Source organism: Desulfurobacterium thermolithotrophum DSM 11699 (assembly GCF_000191045.1).
GTDB classification, from domain to species: domain Bacteria; phylum Aquificota; class Aquificia; order Desulfurobacteriales; family Desulfurobacteriaceae; genus Desulfurobacterium; species Desulfurobacterium thermolithotrophum.
This window is the reverse complement of sequence record NC_015185.1, coordinates 1,401,625-1,420,000: the sequence shown is the minus strand read 5'-3', so window position 1 is coordinate 1,420,000 and position 18,376 is coordinate 1,401,625. Positions and strand designations below refer to the sequence as shown.

The window sequence follows — 18,376 nt, the reverse complement described above, 5'->3', positions numbered from 1 at the left end:
AGTAAGTGGTTTGGCTTTCCATTGTCTTTGATTCTTTGTAAAAAGTGCAAAAGCTTTAGCTCCTATATCTTTTGCATTAAGTGGTGCATTGAAAACACCACCAGCAATGCTGACGTGAGCTCCAACAAATTTCATTTATCCTCCTATGAAAGATGTCAACCCCCAACACAGAGGTTGCATTTATTTTCAACAAAATCCATAAATTGCCTTCTCTCTCTCAAAACTGCGAACATTACTTTAACCAATTTCCTCGCCGCAGCTATCAGCGCTTTCTTCTTCTCTAAACCTTTCTTAACTAACCCTTCGTAAAATCTTTTAACTGAATTGTCTAACTTGCTGTTCAATAACGCTCTCGTAGCCTGGATAATCTTGTTCCTCGTTCTGCTGTCCCCTTTCTTTGTTATCCTTCCATTTCTAACTTCGTCTCCACTGCTATTAACACGAGGAACAAGTCCAAAATAAGCCGCTACCTTGTCTCCGTTTTCAAACCTCTCTTCGTTACATACGGCAGATATAAAGGCTATAGCTACTATATCTCCTACTCCAGGTATGCTTTTTAGAAGTTCTACTTTTCCCTTAAGCTCCTCATCTTCTCCTATAAAACTCTTGATATCTTCTTCTGTCTCTCTTATCTTATCTGTTAAGTATTCTATTGTTTCTATTTGCCTCCATATCGTTTCTCGTAATGACGGAGGCACTTTCTTCTTCGTTTCTTCCTTTATCCTTTCCATCCCTTTCTTCGTGGTGAGTTCTCTCTTGTTTGTCTTTATCCCATATTCAAGCAATAGGCTATGAAGTCTGTTAATTACCCCTTTTCTCATATCTACAAAGCTATCTCTCTCTTTCATCTTTATCCTTAGCTCTTTTTCTTTTCTCGTCGGGACGTAAACTGTCGGAAGTAAGCCCATTTCATAGTAAATGGCTATCGTTTCTGCATCTATCCTGTCGTTTTTAGCACTGTTAACACCTTTTAGAATGTTCTTAAATTTGTTAGTGTTAACGTAAGTTATTTCATCAACGCAGTTCCTTATCTCCTCCGTAAAAAATGTTACTCCTGTTAAGGTTTCTACCGCAACTTTTACTGAATATCCTTTTTTCCTAAAAGTTGTTAGGTGATTTTTAAATTTCTCTAACTCTTCTGCTTCGTACTTCTTGGTATTAAGTATCCCTGTCAGACAATCTAAATAAGCTGCTGTAAAGCTGTTTTTGTGGTAGTCCACTCCGACATACAGTGTTTTCTCTACCTTCTCCTTCATCTCTACCCCCTGATATGTTTTGTGTTTTGCAACCTCTGCTTCGGGACTATTCCCATACTCCAATACGGCGCTTCCCGCCACTATAATTAGCCGGCAGGAGGCATCGGCTAATCTCCACGCACGGGGCTTATTCCCCAGGGAAAAATCCAGCCTCCTGCCTTTAAAGGTTGCCTCTTTACTATAGTCCCGAATTTCAGGGGGTGACATCTTTTATATCATCTCCTTTATAAGTAGACTACTATCTTTTAAATCAATCTAACTAGTCTTTATAGTAATTTATTCATTCTTTGTAAGTTTAACTGCATATCAATCCCTTTGATATTTCGTTTTTATTTTGTAATTTTTATAGAAAAAACACGGGCTAAAACCCCGCTTTTCAAAGCGGGGATACAGCCCGACACCCTGAAGGGGTGTTGTGGTAAAATTAAAGTGGTTACTTTCACCACCGACTCCAGAAGGAGTTGAAAACCAGCTAAGGGTGGTGAAAGGAGCGGTAGGTGAACACCTACCGCAAGGTCTTTGAACAACTGAATAGGCCGGGAAAGAGGTTCCAGTAGACGGCCCGTCTGCTTTGTGCAGGCGTGGGGTGGGGACTGGAGCGAGATAGAAGGTATCTCCGAATCTCTGCTTTTTGCAGGGATAGGAGTAGAGGGTGGAGTGAACCCGCCTGTGGAGTAAGGCACGCAAGAAGCGTAGCGTGCAAACCTCCACGAAGCCTGCGACTTTAGTCGTAGGTAGTTCACACAAGTTTTTACTACTACTAGTACTAAAGAGGAAGCTGAAAGAATTAGTGAAGTTCTTCTTGAATTTTTGCTTGCTGCATGTGTTCAGATCATAGGACCTATTAAGAGTGCATACTGGTGGAAAGGAAATATTGAAACTACAGAAGAATGGTTACTTTTAATTAAAAGCGAAAAACGACTTTATAAAGAAATAGAAAAAGTAATAAAAAAGTTTCATTCCTATGAAATACCAGAGATAGTAGCTGTTCCTATTGTAGAGGGAAGTTCAGAATATTTCAATTGGCTTAAACGAGAATTAAGATAGCTTTCCTTAAAGCTATATAAATGGGGTATTGTGTTGACTTTTGAGACTTTGCTTATTTTTTTTATTTTTGGAGCTCTTTCGGGCTTTCTTGCGGGTCTTTTTGGAATTGGAGGTGGAATTGTTTTAGTACCCTTATTTTGGATACTTTTTTCCCATATGAAGATACCTGAAAATATTGCTATAAAACTTTCAATTGCAACAAGTCTTTCTGTGATTACAATGATTACTCTTTTTACTTCAGGTTTTCACATTTTAAAAGGAAAAATAAAATTAGAAGAATTAATAAAGCTTTTAGTATGGATTGTTCCTGGTGTAATTTTGGGAGTTTCTTTTTCTCATCTACTTCCAGCTTACATTTTAAAAAAGTTGTTTGCCATCGTTCTTTTGATAATAGGTATTAAAATCCTAAAGGGTACAAGGGAATTAAAGGCAAAATTAGAAGAAAAATTTCTAATTCCTATAACAGTTGCTCTTTCTGCTTTTTTAAGTTCTCTTTTAGGAATTGGAGGAGGAACTATTGTTAATTCCATTCTCTTTTCATTTTCAAAGATGAAAGTGGATAAAGTAGTTGCATTGGCCTCTATCATTTCTTTTATAAATGCTTTTTTTGGTTCTATAACCTATATGCTCCTTCCAGCTACAAAAGTTTTAGATTGGCAAGTAGGATATGTCTATTTACCTGCAGTTATTTTGGTAACAGTAGGAGCGATACCAGGAAGTAGAATGGGATTAAAAGTACTTCACAGAGTAAACCATCTATTACTCAAAAGACTTTTTGCTATTTTGCTTGTTATTGTGGCAATTAAACTTATTTTTCAGTGAGAAAAGCCTTTTATTTTTCTATAACTTTTATTATATTTCCCTTCTGAAAACTCACCGGGTCAGACTCCAGAGGGGGTGCCTTTAAAAGGTTCCTCTGGGGGAAGAAGACTCGGGAGGCAAAACCAAGTTAAAAGGAGGAAGTATGTCTGAGGAAATCAGAGAGACTCAAGAGCAGCAAGTAGAGGAAACACAGGAAGCTCAAACTGTTGAGCAGGAAACTTTTAAACCAAGACCTCCAGGCCAAAGAGTTACAATGAAAGAGCTTCTTGAAGCTGGGGTTCATTTTGGTCATCAGAAGGAAAGATGGAACCCCAAAATGAAGAAATTCATCTTTACTGAACGTAACGGTATTCACATCATCGACCTTCAGCAGACTCTTAAGTATTTTGAACAGGCTTATGACTATGTTGCTGATCTTGTAGCAAATGGTGGAACAATTCTCTTTCTCTGTACAAAGAAGCAGGGACAGGATATTGTCAAGGAAGAAGCACAAAGGTGTGGAATGTTTTACGTTAATAAAAGATGGCTTGGAGGAACGCTTACAAATTTCCAGACAATTAGAAAAAGCATCTTCAAACTAAAGATGCTCAAGAAGATGGAAGAAGAAGGTGTATTTGACAGACTTCCAAAGAAAGAGGCTATGAAGCTCAAAAGGAAAAAGGAAAAGCTTGAAAAGTACATTGGTGGAATTGAGAATATGAATAGAATTCCAGATGCTCTTTTCATTGTTGACATCGTTAGGGAAGAAAATGCTGTAAAAGAGGCTAGAAAGGCAGGAGTTCCTATAGTTGCTCTCGTTGATACAAATGCTGATCCAGATCTTGTGGATCTTCCAATTCCTGCAAATGATGATGCTATCAGAGCTATCAGACTTCTCACTTCCAGAATTGCAGATGCTGTACTTGAAGGAAAGATGAGAAAAGATGCAATAAAACTTGCTGAAGGTGAAGAAGTAGAAGAAGTAGATTTTATACCTGAGGAAGAGTAATTTCCTGCGGGCTTTTAGCCCGCCAATTTAAGTCAGAGGAGGTAAAAATGGCAGAAATTACAACACAAATGATAAAAGAGCTCAGAGAAAAAACTGGTGCTGGAATAGTTGACTGTAAAAAAGCTTTACAAGAAGCTGAAGGTAATATGGAGAAAGCTATAGAAATTCTTAGAAAGAAAGGTGCTGCTAAGGCTGCAAAGAAAGCTGAAAGAGCAACAGCTGAAGGAATTGTTGTATCCTACATTCATGCTGGTGGAAAGGTTGGAGCTCTTGTTGAAATTAATTGTGAAACAGATTTTGTTGCAAGAACTGAAGATTTTAAGACTCTTGGACATGAAATTGCTATGCAGGTAGCCGCAATGGCTCCTCTTTATGTAAGCAGAGAAGAAGTTCCAGTTGAAGTTATAGAGAAAGAAAAGGAAATTCTTAAAGAGCAAGCACTAGCTGAAGGAAAACCTGAACATATTGTAGAAAAGATAGTAGAAGGAAGACTCAACAAATTTTACTCTGAAAAGTGTCTCCTTGATCAACCTTGGATCAAAGACGATAGCAAAACAATTGGTGATCTTGTAAGAGATTACATTACAAAGCTTGGAGAAAACATCAAAGTTAAAAGATTTTGTAGATTTGAAGTAGGAAAATAAAAAAGGGGAGCTTAGAGCTCCCTTTTTTTATGTATAATAGCTGGACTAAAATTATCAAAGGTTGGAAAATGGGGATAAAGTATAAAAGAGTTCTCTTAAAGCTTAGCGGTGAAGCTCTTCAAGGAGCGAACTCTTATGGAATTGATCCTGAATTTCTTAGAAGATTAGCACAAGAAATAAAAAGTGTTGTAGAACTTGGAGTTGAAGTAGCTATAGTAATTGGAGGTGGAAATATCTTTAGAGGGGTGTCTGGAGCAACTCAAGGAATGGATAGGGCAACTGCTGACTATATGGGAATGCTTGCAACTGTAATAAATGCTCTTGCTCTCCAAGATGCTCTTGAAAAGGAAGATCTTCAAACAAGAGTTCTTACAGCAATTGAAATGAGAGAAATAGCTGAACCCTACATAAGAAGAAGAGCAATTAGGCATCTTGAAAAAGGAAGAGTTGTAATTTTTGGTGCTGGAACAGGAAACCCATTTTTTACTACTGACACAGCAGCTGCTCTACGAGCTGCAGAAATAAATGCTGATGTTCTTTTAAAAGCAACAAAAGTTGATGGTATCTATACCGCTGATCCTGAAAAAGATAAAAATGCTAAAAAGCTTGATAAATTGTCTTACAAAGAAGTAATTACAAATGGTATAAAAGTCATGGATTCAGCTGCCGTGAGTTTATGTATGGAAAATCAAATACCAATTGTTGTTTTTGACGTTAGAAAACCGGGAAATCTTGAAAAAGTGGTAAAAGGAAAATCCATTGGATCTCTTGTTGAAGGAGAGCAGCTATGATACAGGAACTATTAAAGGACGCAGACAACAGAATGAAAAAAGCAGTAGAAGTTCTAAAAACTGATTTTGCTGGATTAAGGACAGGTAGAGCTTCTACTGTTTTGGTAGAAGATATTAAGGTTGATTACTATGGCAGTATTATGACTATTAAACAGATTGCTCAAATTGCTGTTCCTGAGCCAACACAAATTACCATACAGCCTTGGGATGTTTCTGTAATTCCAAACATTGAAAAAGCAATTAGAGAGTCAGATTTAGGAGTACAACCACAAAGAGATGGAAACATAATAAGAATAAATCTTCCGCCTCTTACAGAAGAGAGGAGAAAAGAGCTTGTTAAAAAAGCAGGTAAAATGGCTGAACAAGCAAAAATTGCAATAAGGAATATTCGTCATGAGATAATGAAAGAACTAGATAAACTAAAAAAAGAAGGTGGATATTCTGAAGACGATATAAAAAGAGCTAAAGATGAACTCCAGAAAATCACAGATAAGCATACAAAGAAGATAGATGAACTCCTCCAGAAGAAGGAGGAGGAAATTCTTACAGTCTAAGGAGGTGAAAAATGGCCCACAAAATTGATCCAGAACTCTGCATCGGATGTGGAGCTTGTGCATCTGTTTGTCCAACGAATGCAATCCATCCAACAGATGATGGCAAGTACGAGATTGTTCCTGAAGATTGCATCGACTGTGGTGCATGTGTAGAAGTTTGTCCAACAGACGCTATTTCTGCCGAGTAACATTTCCGGGGGCCTGTCCCCCTTTCCTGCTTTAAAAACAATAAAAATAAGAAAACTTGTAAATTTCTTTAAATACCAATAAATTAAATTTCTACCTAAAAATTAACTCAAGTGGAGGAAGTATGTCAGCAGAAGTAATCAAAAAAGCATCAGAACTTGCAGAAGCTATAGCAAGTTCTGAAGAGCTTGCAAACCTTAGAGCAGCAGAAGCAAAACTTCAAATGGATCCAGAAGCTATGGAGCTACTCCAGGAAGTTCAAAGACTTCAGCAAATGGTTCAAATGTCTGGAACTGCTGAAGCTATGCAGCAACTAGAAGAAGCTTTTAACAAATTTGCGGAAAATGAAGTTGCTAAAGAATATTTAGAAGCAAATCAAAGATTTAGTCAGATGCTTGAAACTGTTAATTCTCTTCTTCGTGAAGCAATTGAAGGACCAAAACATCACGGTTGTTCTGGCTGTTCTGGTTGTGGAATGTAATTAAATCAATAGTGAACAGTGAAAGGTATAGAAACTTTTCACTGTTCACCTCTTACTATTTTACTTTTTGCAGTAGATAAATCTACCGCAGTAAGGACACTTAGATTCTCCAGCCTTAAGTTTTGAAAGAAGCTCTCTGTATTCGGCGCTTGAATATGTAATTCCACAACCTTCACATGCGCCTGTACTTATATCTGCAAAGACTAAACCATTAAACTTTTCTTTCATTTGTTCAAATTTCTTTAATTCCTCTTCTGGTAAAGAGGATTTAATTTCTTCTATTTCGAAAAGAACTTTATTTATTTTTTTCTCATATGTGTTAGCTTCTTTTTCTAACTCATTTATTTTCTCTTTGAGTTCATTTAACTTGAACTCAAATTGTTCCTTAACTTTTAGATAAGCATCTTTTAGAGCTTCTACTTCTGTTTCTATTCCCGTTATTTGTTGTTTAGTCTTTATTATGTCGTCCTCGTTTTTCGCAATAGCTCTTAGAATTTTTTTGAACTCCTCTCTGTTTCTTGCACTTTCTTTCTGTTTTTTGAGTTCTGCTATTCTTTCTTGCTTGTACTTAATGAAGTTATTAAGTTCTTGAAGATATTTTTTCTTCTCATCAAGTTTAATTCTTGCGCTTTCTATATTATTGTTTATTTTCTGAGATTCTTTCTCTAGTTTTTCTTTTTCACTTTCTATTTCCTTCTTTTTGGTCTTTAACCTAAGTAATTCAATCTCTTTATACTGAAGATTTAAAAGTTCTTTCTTTAGCATGATCTCATTACCTCGTAGGGGGATTTTTCTTCAAAAATTGTTAATTTTAGAGTATTAAATCTTTGGGTCAATAGGTAGAAAAGCTTTTCAAAAAAGAGTCTCTCAGTTCCATAATGTCCCATATCGAAAACAGTAAGTCCAAGATCTTGAGCTTTTAGAGCGTCATGGTACTTAATATCTCCAGTAATATAAACATCAACTTTCTTAGCTACGATATCTATAAAAGAAGCTCCACTTCCAGAACATACAGCAATTCTTTTTACTGCAGAATCAGGTCTATAGTTGATTCCTCTAAAAATGTCTTTTGGTAGAAAAGAGGTAAGTTTTTTAAAGAGCTCTTTTTGCGTTAAAGCAGTATTTAATGTGCCGATAATTCCGTAAGGTGGATTATCAGCAATAGTTGCTTCTTTTTGAACTTCTAACTTTTCAGCTATTATAGCTGTTGGACCAAGTGAAGATACATCAAGATTTGTATGAAGAGAATAAACAGCTATTCCATTTCTTGCTAATTCTAAAAATAGGTGGGAAGGATAAGAATAATTAACAAAGGATTTAATGCCTGAGATTGTAATAGGATGATGAGTAATTATTAGGTCTACTTTTAATCTTTTGGCCTGCTCTAGTATTTTCTTTGATACAGAAAGGGCAAAACCTATGTGTTCTACCTCTTGACTTTCCCACCCAATTTGAAGGCCGGAATTATCCCACTTGTCTTGAAGTTCAGATGGAACTAATTCTTCTAAAAAAGCTATTATATCTCTTAGTTTAACCATTTCTTCCTCCTGAAAAGTGGTAGAATTCTACAAAATTTTGCAAGGAGCGAATATGGCATACAGAGATTTAAGAGATTTCATAAAAAAACTAAAAAAAGAAGGAGAACTCAAAGAGATAGACTATCCAGTTAGTTCTTATCTAGAGATAACAGAAATTGCAGATAGAGTTATAAAAGCAGGGGGTCCTGCTCTTTTATTTAAGAATGTTGATGGAGGTAATATTCCGGTAGCAATAAATCTTTTTGCCAGCTACAAAAGGATGGCAATGGCATTAGAAGATGATCCAGATAGAATTGGAGAAAGAGCTGCTAAACTTTTAAAGCCTGAAAAACCTGTAGGATTTATTGATAAACTAAAAAAGCTTGTAGAACTTAAGAAAATATCAGACATTTTTCCAAAAGAGATTGATAAAAGAAAAGCTCCCTGTAAAGAAGTAATAATGAAAGAACCAGATCTTTCTAAGTTTCCTATTCTTTTCTGTTGGCCCAAAGATGGTGGAAGATTTATTACATTACCCTTAGTATTTACAAAAGATCCCGAAACGGGAGAAAGAAATTGTGGAATGTATCGTCTTCATGTCTATGATAGAAAAACAACAGGAATGCACTGGCATTGGCATAAAGTTGGAGCAAAACACTTCTTAAAAGCTAAGAAAATGGGAATAAAAAAATTTCCTGTTGCAGTCGCTATTGGTTCTGATCCAGCAGTTATCTATTCTGCGACAGCTCCTCTTCCTGAAGATGTTGACGAAATGGTTTTTGCCGGCTTTTTGAGAGGAAAACCTGTCGAAATGGTAAAGTGCGAGACAGTTGACCTTGAGGTTCCTGCAAATGCTGAAATAGTATTAGAAGGCTATGTTGAAACAGATGAGTTTAGATTTGAAGGACCATTTGGAGATCACACAGGCTACTATTCGCTTCCTGACTTTTATCCAGTCTTTCATATTACGTGTATTACTCATAGAAGAAATCCAATCTATCCTGCGACAATTGTTGGTAAACCTCCAATGGAAGACTGCTATATAGGGAAAGCAACTGAAAGGATTTTCTTGCCATTTTTAAAGACTCAACTTCCTGAGATAGTTGATATGTCGCTCCCAATAGAAGGAGTGTTTCATAACTTTGCATTTGTATCAATAGACAAAAGATATCCAGGCCATGCTAAGAAAGTTATTTCTGCTTTATGGGGTATGGGACAAATGATTTTTACTAAAAACATCATAATTTTTGATAAAGATACAAATGTTCATGATATTGGTGAAGTAATTTGGAGGTGGGGAAACAACGTTGATCCAAAAAGGGACGTAATCTTTAGCGAAGGGCCTGTAGATGCTCTTGACCATACATCTCCATTGCCATTTTATGGTAGTAAGATGGGAGTTGATGCAACAAGAAAGTGGCCGTCAGAAGGTTTTGAAAGAGATTGGCCACCTGATATAGAAATGGACGCGGCAGTTGTGAAAAAAGTTGATGAAATTTGGGATAAATTAGGATTACCTAAGAAAAAGGAAAAGAAAAATCCTTGGAGTTGGGGAGTATAGAGATAAAGAAGAATTAGGAGGTTTTAAATGGCAGAAGAAAAGAAGGAACAGCAGCAAGAACAACAGGTAATAGTAGGAAGTATGCCTTATAGGGTATCAATGGCAGAAGTTGATGCATACGGTGTTATGTACTACTCAAGATTTTTTGAAATCTTTGAAAGAGGAAGAACAGAGCTTTTTAGAGCATTAGGTTTTGAGTACAAACAGATATTTCAACAAAAACAGATTCTTATGCCTGTTGTTGAGGCAGCTTGTAGATACATGGCTCCTGTAGTTTATGATGACCTTATAACTGTTGAAACTGCCATTACGAATATTGGTTCTCGAGGAATTAGATTCGATTATAGAGTTTTAAGAGATGATGTAGTTTTAGCAGTTGGATTTACTCAACATATCTTTATTGATCCTCAAGGAAGACCTGTTAACTTTGGTAAGGAAATTATTGAGGAGCTTAAGAAAAAAGGCATTATTACAGAAGTTCAAAACCTTGAATCTCAAGCTTTGGCTCCTCAAGAGGAAAAAGGAGAACCTCTTTCTGATAAGCTTAAAAAGTTGGTAGTAGAGAGAATAAAAAATGAAGAAAAGCCAAATTAAGAGTGGGAAGTTTTCCCGCTCTTTCTAAACTTGAGGTTAATTATGAAAAAGAAAGGTATAAGAGCTATTCTTGAAAGAAGGAAGAGAAAGGCTTTTGATCATAAAGATGAAGTGATGATTGGGAAGATAGTGGGTGTTCACGGAATTAAAGGAGAAGTTAAGATAAAGCCAGAGTCGGATATTTTTGAAAAGCAAATGGAAGCTCTTGATTTAATTCCTGTATATAGAGGAACAAAAAGAGAGGAATTGTGTGTAGAAAAATTAAAGCCATATAAAAATCTTTATATAGTTAAGTTTAAAGAGATAAACGATAGAGGTGAAGCTGAGGAAAGAGTAGGAGGAGAGCTCTGGATAGATAAAAATAAACAAGTTGAGCTTGGAGAAGGAGAATTTTACTTTTCTGACCTTATTGGAAGTAAAGTTTTCACTGATGATGGCAAAGAAGTTGGTATTTTAAAAGAAATTCTTGAACAACCAGCAGGTCACATCTTTGAGGTTGAGAAATCTGATGGTAGCAAAATCTTAATTCCTTTTATAAGTCAATTTGTAAAAGATGTGGATATAGAAAATAAAAGGATAGTTGTTTCCCTTATTGAGGGCATGGAATGAGATTTGATGTTCTTACAGTTCTTCCAAACATTTTTGATTGTTTCTTGCAAGAGGGAGTTATTGGAAAGGCAGTTTCCCATGGTAAGGTTGAAGTAAATGTCATTAATATTAGGGATTTTGCTTTCGATAAACATAAAGTTGTAGATGATGTTCCCTATGGTGGTGGACCGGGAATGGTCTTAAAGCCTGAGCCAATCCTTAGAGCTTATGACGAATTAACAAAAGATGGAGAAAAGCCTTATGTTCTTCTTACAGAACCATGGGGAGAAACTTTTAGTCAAAAAATGGCAATTGAACTTTCAAAGAAAGAAAGAATAATGATAATTTGCGGAAGATATGAAGGAGTTGATGAAAGAGTAAAAACTATTGTTGATAAGGAAGTTTCCATTGGAGATTTTGTACTTACTGGCGGTGAACTTCCTGCAATGGTAATAATGGATGCAGTTATAAGACTTGTCCCTGGAGTTTTAGGAAATGAAGAAAGTTTGAGAGCAGATTCTTTTATGGACAGAGGCCTTTTAGGATATCCAAACTATACAAGACCTGCAGTGTTTAGGGGAATGAAGGTTCCTGAAGTTCTGCTTTCAGGACATCATAAAAAAATAGAACTTTGGAGAAAGGAACAATCCCTTAAAAAGACTCTTAAAAAAAATCCGAAATTAATAGAAGAGCTAAAACAAAAAGGTCTTTTAACAAAGGAAGAATTGGAAATTCTAAAAAAAATAAAAAATACTTAGGCGGAAACTCCGCCTTCTAAATACCTCAGCCAAAAGAAGTACAAGCACTACCAGTAGATGTTTCTGTATCTCCACCAATGCTACAGGCAGAAACCTTTTTAACAACTTTTTCAGAGTTGCACTCAGGACATTTTACTTCCTTGATTTGTGAGTATGAAAGAAGAAATTTTTCAAACTCTTTGCCACAGTTTTCACATTTAAATTCGTAGATAGGCATTTATATCCTCCTGTGCTTAAATTCTAAAAAAAGAATTTGTCTTTTTCTCTGGTTTTGTCAACTATTAGTATGCTTTGGAAATAAAGTTATAATTTGACTTTAAAGGAACCGTAGAAGGAGAGTTCAAATTGGAAAATTTAGTTCCTATTATGATTTTAGTTGCCGCTGGGGTTTATCTTTTTTTCCGAGTAAAGAATAGAAAAACCTGTAGTAGTTGTAGTAGTAATGTTTGTCCTTTAAGGAAGAAACAGCAAAGAGGTGATGGGGAATGAAAGATCTTTCTCAGCTGAGAGAAGAAATAGACAAAATAGATAGGGAAGTTTTAGCTTTACTAAACAGAAGAGCTAAACTTGCACAGGAAGTAGGGGAAATAAAGAAACAGGAAGGACTTCCGTTTTATGTTCCTGGAAGGGAAGCAAAGATACTTTCAAAGTTAGAAGAAATTAATCAGGGACCTCTTCCTGCTGAAAGTGTAAGAGCTATTTTTAGAGAGATTATTTCTGCCTGTAGAGCTTTAGAAGAACCAACAAAGGTAGCATATCTTGGTCCTAAGGCTACTTTTACCCATCTTGCAGCTTTAAAACAATTTGGAAGTTCTTCAAACTTAAGACCTATGGATTCTATAGGTGAAGTTTTTAATGAGGTGGAAAAGGGAAGAGTTGATTATGGAGTTGTTCCAATAGAAAACTCCATAGAAGGAGTCGTCAATTATACGATAGATATGTTTTTTGATACCGATTTAAAAATTTGTGGAGAAATCTTTGTTCCTGTTAATCTTCATTTAATGAGTAAAGAGTCAGATCTTTCTCAAATAAAGAAAGTTTACTCTCATAGACATGCAATAGCACAGGCAAGAAAGTGGATATCAGAGTACTTGCCAAAAGTTGATATTGAAGAGGTTTCAAGTACTTCAAAAGCAGCAGAGCTTGCAAGTCAAGAACCTAATACAGCTGCAATTGCTAGTGAAGCAGCAGCTTACCTTTACGATCTGAGCATCCTTGCAAGAAATATACAGGAACTCTCAAAGAACTTTACCAGATTCTTAGTAATAGGAAAGGAAGATTCAGAGTTTCCATCTGGTAGAGATAAAACTTCAATCATGTTCAGTACAAAACATGTTGCAGGTTCTCTTTTTAAGGCACTTCAGCCTTTTGCAATTTACGATGTAAATCTCTCAAAGATAGAGTCAAGACCTACCAAAAAGCGTCCTTGGGAATATGTCTTCTTTGTTGATATTGAAGGACATAGAAAAAACGAAAGAGTTGCAAAAGCACTTAAGGAGCTCCAGTCTAATACTACTTTCTTTAAAATTCTTGGTTCCTATCCGGCAGGATTCAAAGAGTGAAAACTTATTTTTTGGAGGGATTTTGAGAAAGGCAACTGTAAAAAGGGTAACGAGTGAAACATCAATTGAAATTTTAATCAATCTTGATGGAAGTGGAGACTACAAAGTCAAAACAGATGTACCTTTTCTTACTCATATGCTTGAACTGTTTTCAAAACATGGACTTTTTGACCTTGAGGTAAAGGCTACGGGAGATGTAGAAGTTGATTACCACCACTTGATAGAAGATGTAGGAATAGTTCTTGGAGAAGTTGTTAAAAGAGCTCTTGGAAGCAAAAAAAGCATTAATCGATATGGATTCTTCACACTTCCTATGGACGAAACTTTAATTTCAGTTGCAGTAGATCTTTCTGGTAGACCTTATTTTGTTTATAAAGGTTTTCCTCAGATGGCAACATTGATGGGAATAGAGTTTGACCTTTTTAGGGAATTTTGGAAATCCTTTGCTTTTTCCTTAGAATGTAATTTACATATAAATTGTCATTACGGCTTAAACCTTCATCACATTGCTGAAGGAACGTTTAAATGTGTTGCAAGAGCTCTGAAAATGGCTGTAGATATTGATGAAAAAATTAAAGGGATACCCTCTACAAAAGGTAAACTTTAAAATAAAAAACTTTGGAGGAGTTCGATGAAGGTTGAGCGTTCAAAAGCTTTGTTTGACAAAGCAAAAAAATATATTCCTGGAGGTGTTAACAGTCCGGTTAGAGCTTTTAAGTCTGTTGGAGACATTCCAAGGTTTATTGCAAAGGCTAAAGGTGCTCACATTTGGGACGCTGATGGAAATGAGTACATTGATTACGTTTGCTCATGGGGTCCAATGATTTTAGGACATGCTCATCCAGAAGTTGTAAAGGCCATACAGGAACAAGCTGAAAAAGGAACCAGCTATGGAGCTCCAACAGAACTTGAAGTTAAGCTTGCAAAGATGATTGTTGACTTAGTGCCTTCTGTTGAAAAAGTAAGAATGGTTAACTCCGGTACTGAAGCAACAATGTCTGCAATAAGACTTGCAAGAGGTTATACAGGAAGAAATAAGGTTATAAAGTTTGAAGGAGGTTATCACGGTCATGTTGATGCTCTTCTTGTAAAGGCAGGTTCTGGACTTACGACCTTTGGTGTTCCAACAAGTCCTGGAATTCCTGAGGACTTTGCTAAGCATACAATTACAGTTCCTTTTAATGATATAGATGTACTCAAAAAAGTAGTTGATGAAGTTGGAAATGACGTTGCAGCAGTTATCATGGAACCTGTTATGGCAAATGCAGGTCTCATTATTCCTGAGCCAGGATTCCTTGAAAAGGTAAGAGAGCTTACAGCAGAAAAGGGAATTGTTCTCATATTTGATGAAGTTATCACAGGATTTAGACTTTCCTTAGGGGGAGCTCAAGAGTACTTTGGAATAACTCCAGATCTATCTTGTTTTGGAAAAATTATTGGCGGCGGTCTTCCTGTTGGAGCTTTTGGAGGAAAAGCTGAAATAATGAATTACCTAGCTCCGGAAGGTCCTGTTTACCAAGCTGGAACACTCTCAGGAAACCCTCTTGCAATGATAGCTGGAATCAAGACGCTTGAGCTTCTTCAAAAAACAGGAGTTTATGAAAGCCTAAAGGAAAAAACTGATAAGCTTGCAGAAGGTTTAAAGGAAGCTGCAAAAGCTGCTGGACTTAAAGATAAACTCTGTTTCAAGAGAATTGAAAGCATATCTATTGTTTACTTTACTAATAAAGACGTTAAAAATTATCAAGATGCCCTAACTTCAAATACTAAAGCTTATGCTAAATTCTTTAGAAAAATGTTAGAACAAGGAGTTTATCTTGCACCTTCGCAGTTTGAAGTAGCCTTCATGTCAACGGCTCATGCAGATGAAGATATAGAAAAGACTATAAAAGCAGCAGAAGTAGCGTTCAAAGAAGTTGCAGAGATGGTTTAAAATGGGAAAGCTTAGAGATTACATAGAAAAAACTTCTTACATGATGGTGGGGGTTCAGTTTGCCCTCTCCATCATAATAGGAATTGTTATTGGTTATTATCTTGATAAGTGGCTGGATACTTTTCCGTGGATGACTATTTTTTGGTTTTTGATAGGTTTTGCTGCTGGTCTTAAAAACTTATATAGAGAACTTAAGAAGGTTTCAAGATGAAAGAATTTGATTCGTTTATAAAAACTTTGTTTTCTACTCTTATTTTTCTTTTTTTTGTTGGTTTTTTTCTTTCGGGACTTTTTACTGGTTGGAACTTTAAGTTTCTTTTTTCTTTTGTTTTGGGTTATTTTTTAATGCTCTTAGATTATGTTTTACTTGCAAGGTTTTCTAGAAAACTTCCTAAGCACGTAGCATTAAACTACTTTCCAAAGTCAGGTTTTCTTTGGAGATACCTTTTATTAACTTCTATTCTTGTAGGAATTTCTCTGTTTACACCTATTGACTTCTTTGCTATAATTTGCGCAGTTGTTCTTACTAATCTGGGGTTACTTTTGTCTATAGCAAAAAATTATAAGGAGTGGAGAGGATGGAACACGGAGCAATAATAAAAATTGTAGGAATTCCAGATCACGTAACTATGACTTGGCTCATGATGACAGTAACTTTGGTCTTTGCTTACATCCTCGGAAAGAACTTAAAAAAGTTTCCTGATAGAGTTCAGTACGTTTTTGAGTCTTTAACGTCGTTTATCGTTTATACTCTTGAAGATGCTATGGGAAGTTATGGAAGAAAGTTTTTTCCACTAATAGCAGGTCTTGCTGTTTTTATTCTCTTTGGAAACTTAATGGGACTTATCCCTGGACTTACACAACCAACTGCAAACTTAAACACGACACTTGCTTTAGCAATAATTTCTTTCCTTGTTTATAACTATGAAGGTATTAAGAAACATGGTCTTGTTAACTATATCAAGCATTTTGCAGGTCCTGTTCCATGGATGGCTCCTATTATGTTCCCTATTGAGATAGTTTCACATCTTTCAAGAATACTATCCCTTTCTTTCCGTCTTTTTGGAAACATGTTTGGTGATGAGATGGTAGTTTTAGTTGCTTTAATGCTTGTTCCGTTCTTGGTTCCTGTTGCAGGTGAGTTTATAGTCTTTGCAAATAGCTTCTTACAAACATTTATCTTCTGTATACTAACTGTTGTTTATATTGCAACGGCGATTGAAGAACACGAAGAGGAACACGCAGGTTAAACATATTCTGACAGGAGGTATGCTGATGAAGAAAACTTCACTCAAAAGTGTACTTTTCACTCTCTTCTTGCTAGTTGTTGGAGCTCTTCCAGCACTTGCAGGTGAAGGCGGAGAATCTGGAAAGGCTCTTATTTTAGGTCTTTCAGCAATTGGTGCTGGACTTGCTATTGGTCCTGCTGCCGGTGGTGCTGGTGCTGGACAGGGTCAAGCAGTAAGAGGTGCGTGTGAAGGTATGGCTAGAAATCCTCAAATGGCTGGTAAACTTACAACAACAATGTTTATCGGTCTTGCTATTATCGAAGCTCTCGCTATTTACGGTCTTGTTATTGCTCTTATTCTTCTCTACGCTAATCCACTTGCTGGTTAATTTGATAAGGGGGCATCTGCCCCTTTATTTAATCTCTATGCCAGTAAACTCTTGCTAATTTCTGTCCTTCACTATAATTAACTTCAAAATTTCCTTTAAAAGCATTGTTAACTGCTTCTCCTAACTGCCGTGCTAAATGTTCACTTGTTGTTGCTATTTCAGTAGCTCCATTTTCATCTTCTTTCATCCAAAGAATTCTTTGAAGAGGTCTTTGTGACAAAACATAATCTACAACATTCTTAATTGTATTTAAGATTTCTTCTCTATGTTCTTCAAAGAACTTTCCACTAAGATAAAAGAATCCTCCTGGATATCTATCTCTCTTCCTTCTACAGGCAGGACAGAGAATTTCATTAATATCGTTAGGTAATTTTTCTGTAATTTGCTCGGGCCACTGCCATCTACCATCTTTAAAAATAACTCCGCACTCAGGACATTTTGTTGGTTCTGGATATTTTCTTTTCTCATAGTATGGGTTATCACTTTCCCATGTATACTCTTTTCTGCCTGCAGGAACATAACTTTCTTTCCCACCCATTTCTCCCTCCTTTATTGTAGTCTCTAATCTTTAATTTAGGTTATTTAATAGATAGACGCTACAGGATGTAACTTTTTCTGTAACCATATGCATCCTTCTCTTCGTGATTTTATTAGACTTGGAGGGTCTTTAAGGTTAGGGTCTCTATAGGGAGTAGAGTTTATAGATGTTGAAAACTTTTCTAAAAGTTTTTTTTCTGTTTTAAAGGAAGGTGAAGCTATTGTTGACTTAGATTTTCTTCCAATAGCCACTCCTTCTTTTACTCCAAACCCTGACATCCAAAGAGCCTTTCTAATGGGAGATGCTGCAGAATAGGTGGCAAAAACTCCGTCTTCCTTTATGATCTTTCTTAGCTTTTTAAAGAAATCAAGTGTCCAAAGTTCTGGATTTACTCTTGGAGAAAAGGGATCGTGAAAGATAGCATCGGCAAACCGTTCATACTTTCGATAAATTCTTTTTATTACTTCTCTTCCTTCACCTATGTAGATTTTAAGCTTTATCTGTGGAGAAAAGTAATTTAATGTTAGAAAGCCATTATCAAATTTTTTGTTTTTTAAAGCTGTTCTGATAATGTTTTTCCATCTTTCATATTTACTCCAAGAAACTTTAAGAGACTTTTCTATAACTGATATGTCAATCTCAAAACCAACTATAAAGACCTTTACTTTAGCATTAGTGGAAAAAGCGGTTTCAAGAAATGCAGTTGTGTTATAACCAAGTCCAAAACAAACATCAAAAAGGTTGACACTTCCTCTTTTTGCCTTTTCCGAAATTTTACAAGGCTTACAGAACTTTTCTACTGCTTCCTTAAAAGCTCCTGCTGTAAGTGAATGGTATGGTTCTTTGAATTTTTCTGAAAAGAAAGTGAAGGAACCATCATCAGTTTTGATAACTTCCAAAGTTTACTCCAAAATAAGAGTGTAGGTTCATAACCTACAC

General features: G+C 36.0%; 25 protein-coding genes and 1 pseudogene (1 of these 26 cut by a window edge). 19 read left to right on the top strand and 7 right to left on the bottom strand.

All coding sequences use genetic code 11. The features are described from left to right. Together nfo and DESTER_RS07305 are read right to left on the bottom strand one after the other, a co-directional pair. Positions 1-135: the 5' end (the start) of a deoxyribonuclease IV gene (gene nfo, locus DESTER_RS07310; protein ID WP_013639009.1), read on the bottom strand. Its footprint begins 735 nt before the window's first position; the window shows 135 of its 870 coding nt (coding positions 1-135); the start codon lies at positions 133-135; the stop codon falls past the left edge of the window. A 20-nt stretch (positions 136-155) separates the two neighbouring features. Next, on the bottom strand, positions 156-1,463 hold the full coding sequence (locus DESTER_RS07305) for an IS110 family RNA-guided transposase (protein WP_013637888.1): 1,308 nt from the start codon (positions 1,461-1,463) through the stop codon (positions 156-158). 552 nt (positions 1,464-2,015) lie between these two features. Between DESTER_RS07305 and cutA the strand changes: the two are divergent. The 8 genes and pseudogenes from cutA to DESTER_RS07265 all read left to right on the top strand — a co-directional run. Continuing rightward, positions 2,016-2,303, top strand: a pseudogene (cutA, locus tag DESTER_RS07300) (divalent-cation tolerance protein CutA); the annotation flags it as partial. A 30-nt stretch (positions 2,304-2,333) separates the two neighbouring features. After that, positions 2,334-3,125, top strand: coding sequence for a sulfite exporter TauE/SafE family protein (locus DESTER_RS07295; RefSeq protein WP_013639008.1), 792 nt, complete (start codon positions 2,334-2,336; stop codon positions 3,123-3,125). Positions 3,126-3,378: 253 nt separating this feature from the next. Further along, positions 3,379-4,113, top strand: coding sequence for a 30S ribosomal protein S2 (gene rpsB / locus DESTER_RS07290; protein ID WP_052296574.1), 735 nt, complete (start codon positions 3,379-3,381; stop codon positions 4,111-4,113). Between the two features lie 47 nt (positions 4,114-4,160). Beyond that, positions 4,161-4,757, top strand: coding sequence for a translation elongation factor Ts (gene tsf, locus DESTER_RS07285; RefSeq protein ID WP_013639006.1), 597 nt, complete (start codon positions 4,161-4,163; stop codon positions 4,755-4,757). Between the two features lie 68 nt (positions 4,758-4,825). Then, entirely contained in the window at positions 4,826-5,548 is a 723-nt protein-coding gene (pyrH, locus tag DESTER_RS07280) for a UMP kinase (RefSeq protein ID WP_013639005.1), read from the top strand. Then, entirely contained in the window at positions 5,545-6,102 is a 558-nt protein-coding gene (frr, locus tag DESTER_RS07275) for a ribosome recycling factor (RefSeq protein ID WP_013639004.1), read from the top strand. The genes pyrH and frr overlap by 4 nt, the downstream gene beginning before the upstream one ends. 11 nt (positions 6,103-6,113) lie before the next feature. Further along, complete coding sequence (locus DESTER_RS07270; protein ID WP_013639003.1) at positions 6,114-6,290, top strand: ATP-binding protein; 177 nt, start codon at positions 6,114-6,116, stop codon at positions 6,288-6,290. A gap of 122 nt (positions 6,291-6,412) precedes the next feature. Further along, positions 6,413-6,769, top strand: coding sequence for a YlbF/YmcA family competence regulator (locus DESTER_RS07265; RefSeq protein WP_013639002.1), 357 nt, complete (start codon positions 6,413-6,415; stop codon positions 6,767-6,769). 60 nt (positions 6,770-6,829) lie between these two features. Here DESTER_RS07265 and DESTER_RS07260 read toward each other — a convergent pair whose 3' ends face one another. Both DESTER_RS07260 and DESTER_RS07255 read right to left on the bottom strand, forming a co-directional pair. Then, positions 6,830-7,534 (bottom strand): zinc ribbon domain-containing protein, encoded by a 705-nt coding sequence (locus DESTER_RS07260; protein ID WP_013639001.1) that lies wholly within the window; start codon positions 7,532-7,534, stop codon positions 6,830-6,832. Then, positions 7,528-8,307, bottom strand: a complete 780-nt coding sequence (locus tag DESTER_RS07255) for a Nif3-like dinuclear metal center hexameric protein (protein WP_013639000.1) — start codon at positions 8,305-8,307, stop codon at positions 7,528-7,530. The genes DESTER_RS07260 and DESTER_RS07255 overlap by 7 nt, the downstream gene beginning before the upstream one ends. Positions 8,308-8,359: 52 nt before the next feature. Between DESTER_RS07255 and DESTER_RS07250 the strand changes: the two genes are divergently transcribed. Genes DESTER_RS07250 through trmD form a run of 4 tightly spaced genes read left to right on the top strand, consistent with a single transcriptional unit; the run spans position 8,360 to position 11,787 of the window. Next, complete coding sequence (locus DESTER_RS07250) at positions 8,360-9,847, top strand: menaquinone biosynthesis decarboxylase (protein ID WP_013638999.1); 1,488 nt, start codon at positions 8,360-8,362, stop codon at positions 9,845-9,847. A gap of 27 nt (positions 9,848-9,874) precedes the next feature. Further along, positions 9,875-10,441 (top strand): acyl-CoA thioesterase, encoded by a 567-nt coding sequence (locus DESTER_RS07245; RefSeq protein ID WP_013638998.1) that lies wholly within the window; start codon positions 9,875-9,877, stop codon positions 10,439-10,441. A 42-nt stretch (positions 10,442-10,483) separates the two neighbouring features. Further along, on the top strand, positions 10,484-11,050 hold the full coding sequence (rimM, locus tag DESTER_RS07240) for a ribosome maturation factor RimM (protein WP_013638997.1): 567 nt from the start codon (positions 10,484-10,486) through the stop codon (positions 11,048-11,050). Then, positions 11,047-11,787 (top strand): tRNA (guanosine(37)-N1)-methyltransferase TrmD, encoded by a 741-nt coding sequence (gene trmD, locus DESTER_RS07235; protein ID WP_013638996.1) that lies wholly within the window; start codon positions 11,047-11,049, stop codon positions 11,785-11,787. Before rimM ends, trmD begins: the two co-directional genes overlap by 4 nt. A 25-nt stretch (positions 11,788-11,812) precedes the next feature. Here trmD and DESTER_RS07230 read toward each other — a convergent pair whose 3' ends face one another. Further along, on the bottom strand, positions 11,813-12,004 hold the full coding sequence (locus DESTER_RS07230) for an FmdB family zinc ribbon protein (protein WP_013638995.1): 192 nt from the start codon (positions 12,002-12,004) through the stop codon (positions 11,813-11,815). A gap of 268 nt (positions 12,005-12,272) precedes the next feature. On the opposite strand from DESTER_RS07230, the gene pheA reads away from it, so the two are divergent. The 7 genes from pheA to atpE are packed head-to-tail and all read left to right on the top strand — an operon-like array spanning position 12,273 to position 16,899. Continuing rightward, complete coding sequence (gene pheA / locus DESTER_RS07225) at positions 12,273-13,349, top strand: prephenate dehydratase (RefSeq protein ID WP_013638994.1); 1,077 nt, start codon at positions 12,273-12,275, stop codon at positions 13,347-13,349. Positions 13,350-13,368: 19 nt separating this feature from the next. Further along, positions 13,369-13,956, top strand: coding sequence for an imidazoleglycerol-phosphate dehydratase HisB (gene hisB / locus DESTER_RS07220; RefSeq protein ID WP_041737927.1), 588 nt, complete (start codon positions 13,369-13,371; stop codon positions 13,954-13,956). 24 nt (positions 13,957-13,980) lie between these two features. Further along, on the top strand, positions 13,981-15,282 hold the full coding sequence (hemL, locus tag DESTER_RS07215; protein WP_013638992.1) for a glutamate-1-semialdehyde 2,1-aminomutase: 1,302 nt from the start codon (positions 13,981-13,983) through the stop codon (positions 15,280-15,282). A gap of 1 nt (position 15,283) precedes the next feature. Further along, complete coding sequence (locus tag DESTER_RS07210; protein WP_013638991.1) at positions 15,284-15,493, top strand: AtpZ/AtpI family protein; 210 nt, start codon at positions 15,284-15,286, stop codon at positions 15,491-15,493. After that, entirely contained in the window at positions 15,490-15,879 is a 390-nt protein-coding gene (locus DESTER_RS07205; protein ID WP_013638990.1) for a hypothetical protein, read from the top strand. Before DESTER_RS07210 ends, DESTER_RS07205 begins: the two co-directional genes overlap by 4 nt. Beyond that, positions 15,861-16,532, top strand: a complete 672-nt coding sequence (gene atpB / locus DESTER_RS07200) for a F0F1 ATP synthase subunit A (RefSeq protein WP_013638989.1) — start codon at positions 15,861-15,863, stop codon at positions 16,530-16,532. Before DESTER_RS07205 ends, atpB begins: the two co-directional genes overlap by 19 nt. Before the next feature lie 25 nt (positions 16,533-16,557). After that, positions 16,558-16,899: an ATP synthase F0 subunit C gene (gene atpE / locus DESTER_RS07195; protein WP_013638988.1), complete on the top strand. Its 342-nt coding sequence runs from the start codon at positions 16,558-16,560 to the stop codon at positions 16,897-16,899. A 28-nt stretch (positions 16,900-16,927) separates the two neighbouring features. Here the strand turns inward: atpE and DESTER_RS07190 are convergent, their stop codons facing one another. Together DESTER_RS07190 and DESTER_RS07185 are read right to left on the bottom strand one after the other, a co-directional pair. Beyond that, positions 16,928-17,437 carry a BCAM0308 family protein gene (locus DESTER_RS07190; RefSeq protein ID WP_013638987.1) on the bottom strand — a complete coding sequence of 170 codons (510 nt, stop codon included), beginning with the start codon at positions 17,435-17,437 and terminating at the stop codon, positions 16,928-16,930. A 44-nt stretch (positions 17,438-17,481) separates the two neighbouring features. After that, positions 17,482-18,336 carry a tRNA (5-methylaminomethyl-2-thiouridine)(34)-methyltransferase MnmD gene (locus tag DESTER_RS07185; protein WP_013638986.1) on the bottom strand — a complete coding sequence of 285 codons (855 nt, stop codon included), beginning with the start codon at positions 18,334-18,336 and terminating at the stop codon, positions 17,482-17,484. Between the last annotated feature and the right edge of the window lie 40 nt (positions 18,337-18,376).

Bases quoted from the DNA above. Each gene is read 5' to 3' on its own strand.
- DESTER_RS07305 (WP_013637888.1), bottom strand. From the start codon at position 1,463: ATGTCACCCCCTGAAATTCGGGACTATAGTAAAGAGGCAACCTTTAAA.
- trmD (WP_013638996.1), top strand. From the start codon at position 11,047: ATGAGATTTGATGTTCTTACAGTTCTTCCAAACATTTTTGATTGTTTC.
- pheA (WP_013638994.1), top strand. From the start codon at position 12,273: ATGAAAGATCTTTCTCAGCTGAGAGAAGAAATAGACAAAATAGATAGG.
- hemL (WP_013638992.1), top strand. From the start codon at position 13,981: ATGAAGGTTGAGCGTTCAAAAGCTTTGTTTGACAAAGCAAAAAAATAT.
- rpsB (WP_052296574.1), top strand. From the start codon at position 3,379: ATGAAAGAGCTTCTTGAAGCTGGGGTTCATTTTGGTCATCAGAAGGAA.
- pyrH (WP_013639005.1), top strand. From the start codon at position 4,826: ATGGGGATAAAGTATAAAAGAGTTCTCTTAAAGCTTAGCGGTGAAGCT.
- frr (WP_013639004.1), top strand. From the start codon at position 5,545: ATGATACAGGAACTATTAAAGGACGCAGACAACAGAATGAAAAAAGCA.
- atpE (WP_013638988.1), top strand. From the start codon at position 16,558: ATGAAGAAAACTTCACTCAAAAGTGTACTTTTCACTCTCTTCTTGCTA.
- DESTER_RS07265 (WP_013639002.1), top strand. From the start codon at position 6,413: ATGTCAGCAGAAGTAATCAAAAAAGCATCAGAACTTGCAGAAGCTATA.
- atpB (WP_013638989.1), top strand. From the start codon at position 15,861: ATGGAACACGGAGCAATAATAAAAATTGTAGGAATTCCAGATCACGTA.
- DESTER_RS07260 (WP_013639001.1), bottom strand. From the start codon at position 7,534: ATGCTAAAGAAAGAACTTTTAAATCTTCAGTATAAAGAGATTGAATTA.
- DESTER_RS07205 (WP_013638990.1), top strand. From the start codon at position 15,490: ATGAAAGAATTTGATTCGTTTATAAAAACTTTGTTTTCTACTCTTATT.
- DESTER_RS07230 (WP_013638995.1), bottom strand. From the start codon at position 12,004: ATGCCTATCTACGAATTTAAATGTGAAAACTGTGGCAAAGAGTTTGAA.
- DESTER_RS07255 (WP_013639000.1), bottom strand. From the start codon at position 8,307: ATGGTTAAACTAAGAGATATAATAGCTTTTTTAGAAGAATTAGTTCCA.
- DESTER_RS07250 (WP_013638999.1), top strand. From the start codon at position 8,360: ATGGCATACAGAGATTTAAGAGATTTCATAAAAAAACTAAAAAAAGAA.
- DESTER_RS07210 (WP_013638991.1), top strand. From the start codon at position 15,284: ATGGGAAAGCTTAGAGATTACATAGAAAAAACTTCTTACATGATGGTG.
- DESTER_RS07245 (WP_013638998.1), top strand. From the start codon at position 9,875: ATGGCAGAAGAAAAGAAGGAACAGCAGCAAGAACAACAGGTAATAGTA.
- rimM (WP_013638997.1), top strand. From the start codon at position 10,484: ATGAAAAAGAAAGGTATAAGAGCTATTCTTGAAAGAAGGAAGAGAAAG.
- DESTER_RS07270 (WP_013639003.1), top strand. From the start codon at position 6,114: ATGGCCCACAAAATTGATCCAGAACTCTGCATCGGATGTGGAGCTTGT.
- DESTER_RS07190 (WP_013638987.1), bottom strand. From the start codon at position 17,437: ATGGGTGGGAAAGAAAGTTATGTTCCTGCAGGCAGAAAAGAGTATACA.
- tsf (WP_013639006.1), top strand. From the start codon at position 4,161: ATGGCAGAAATTACAACACAAATGATAAAAGAGCTCAGAGAAAAAACT.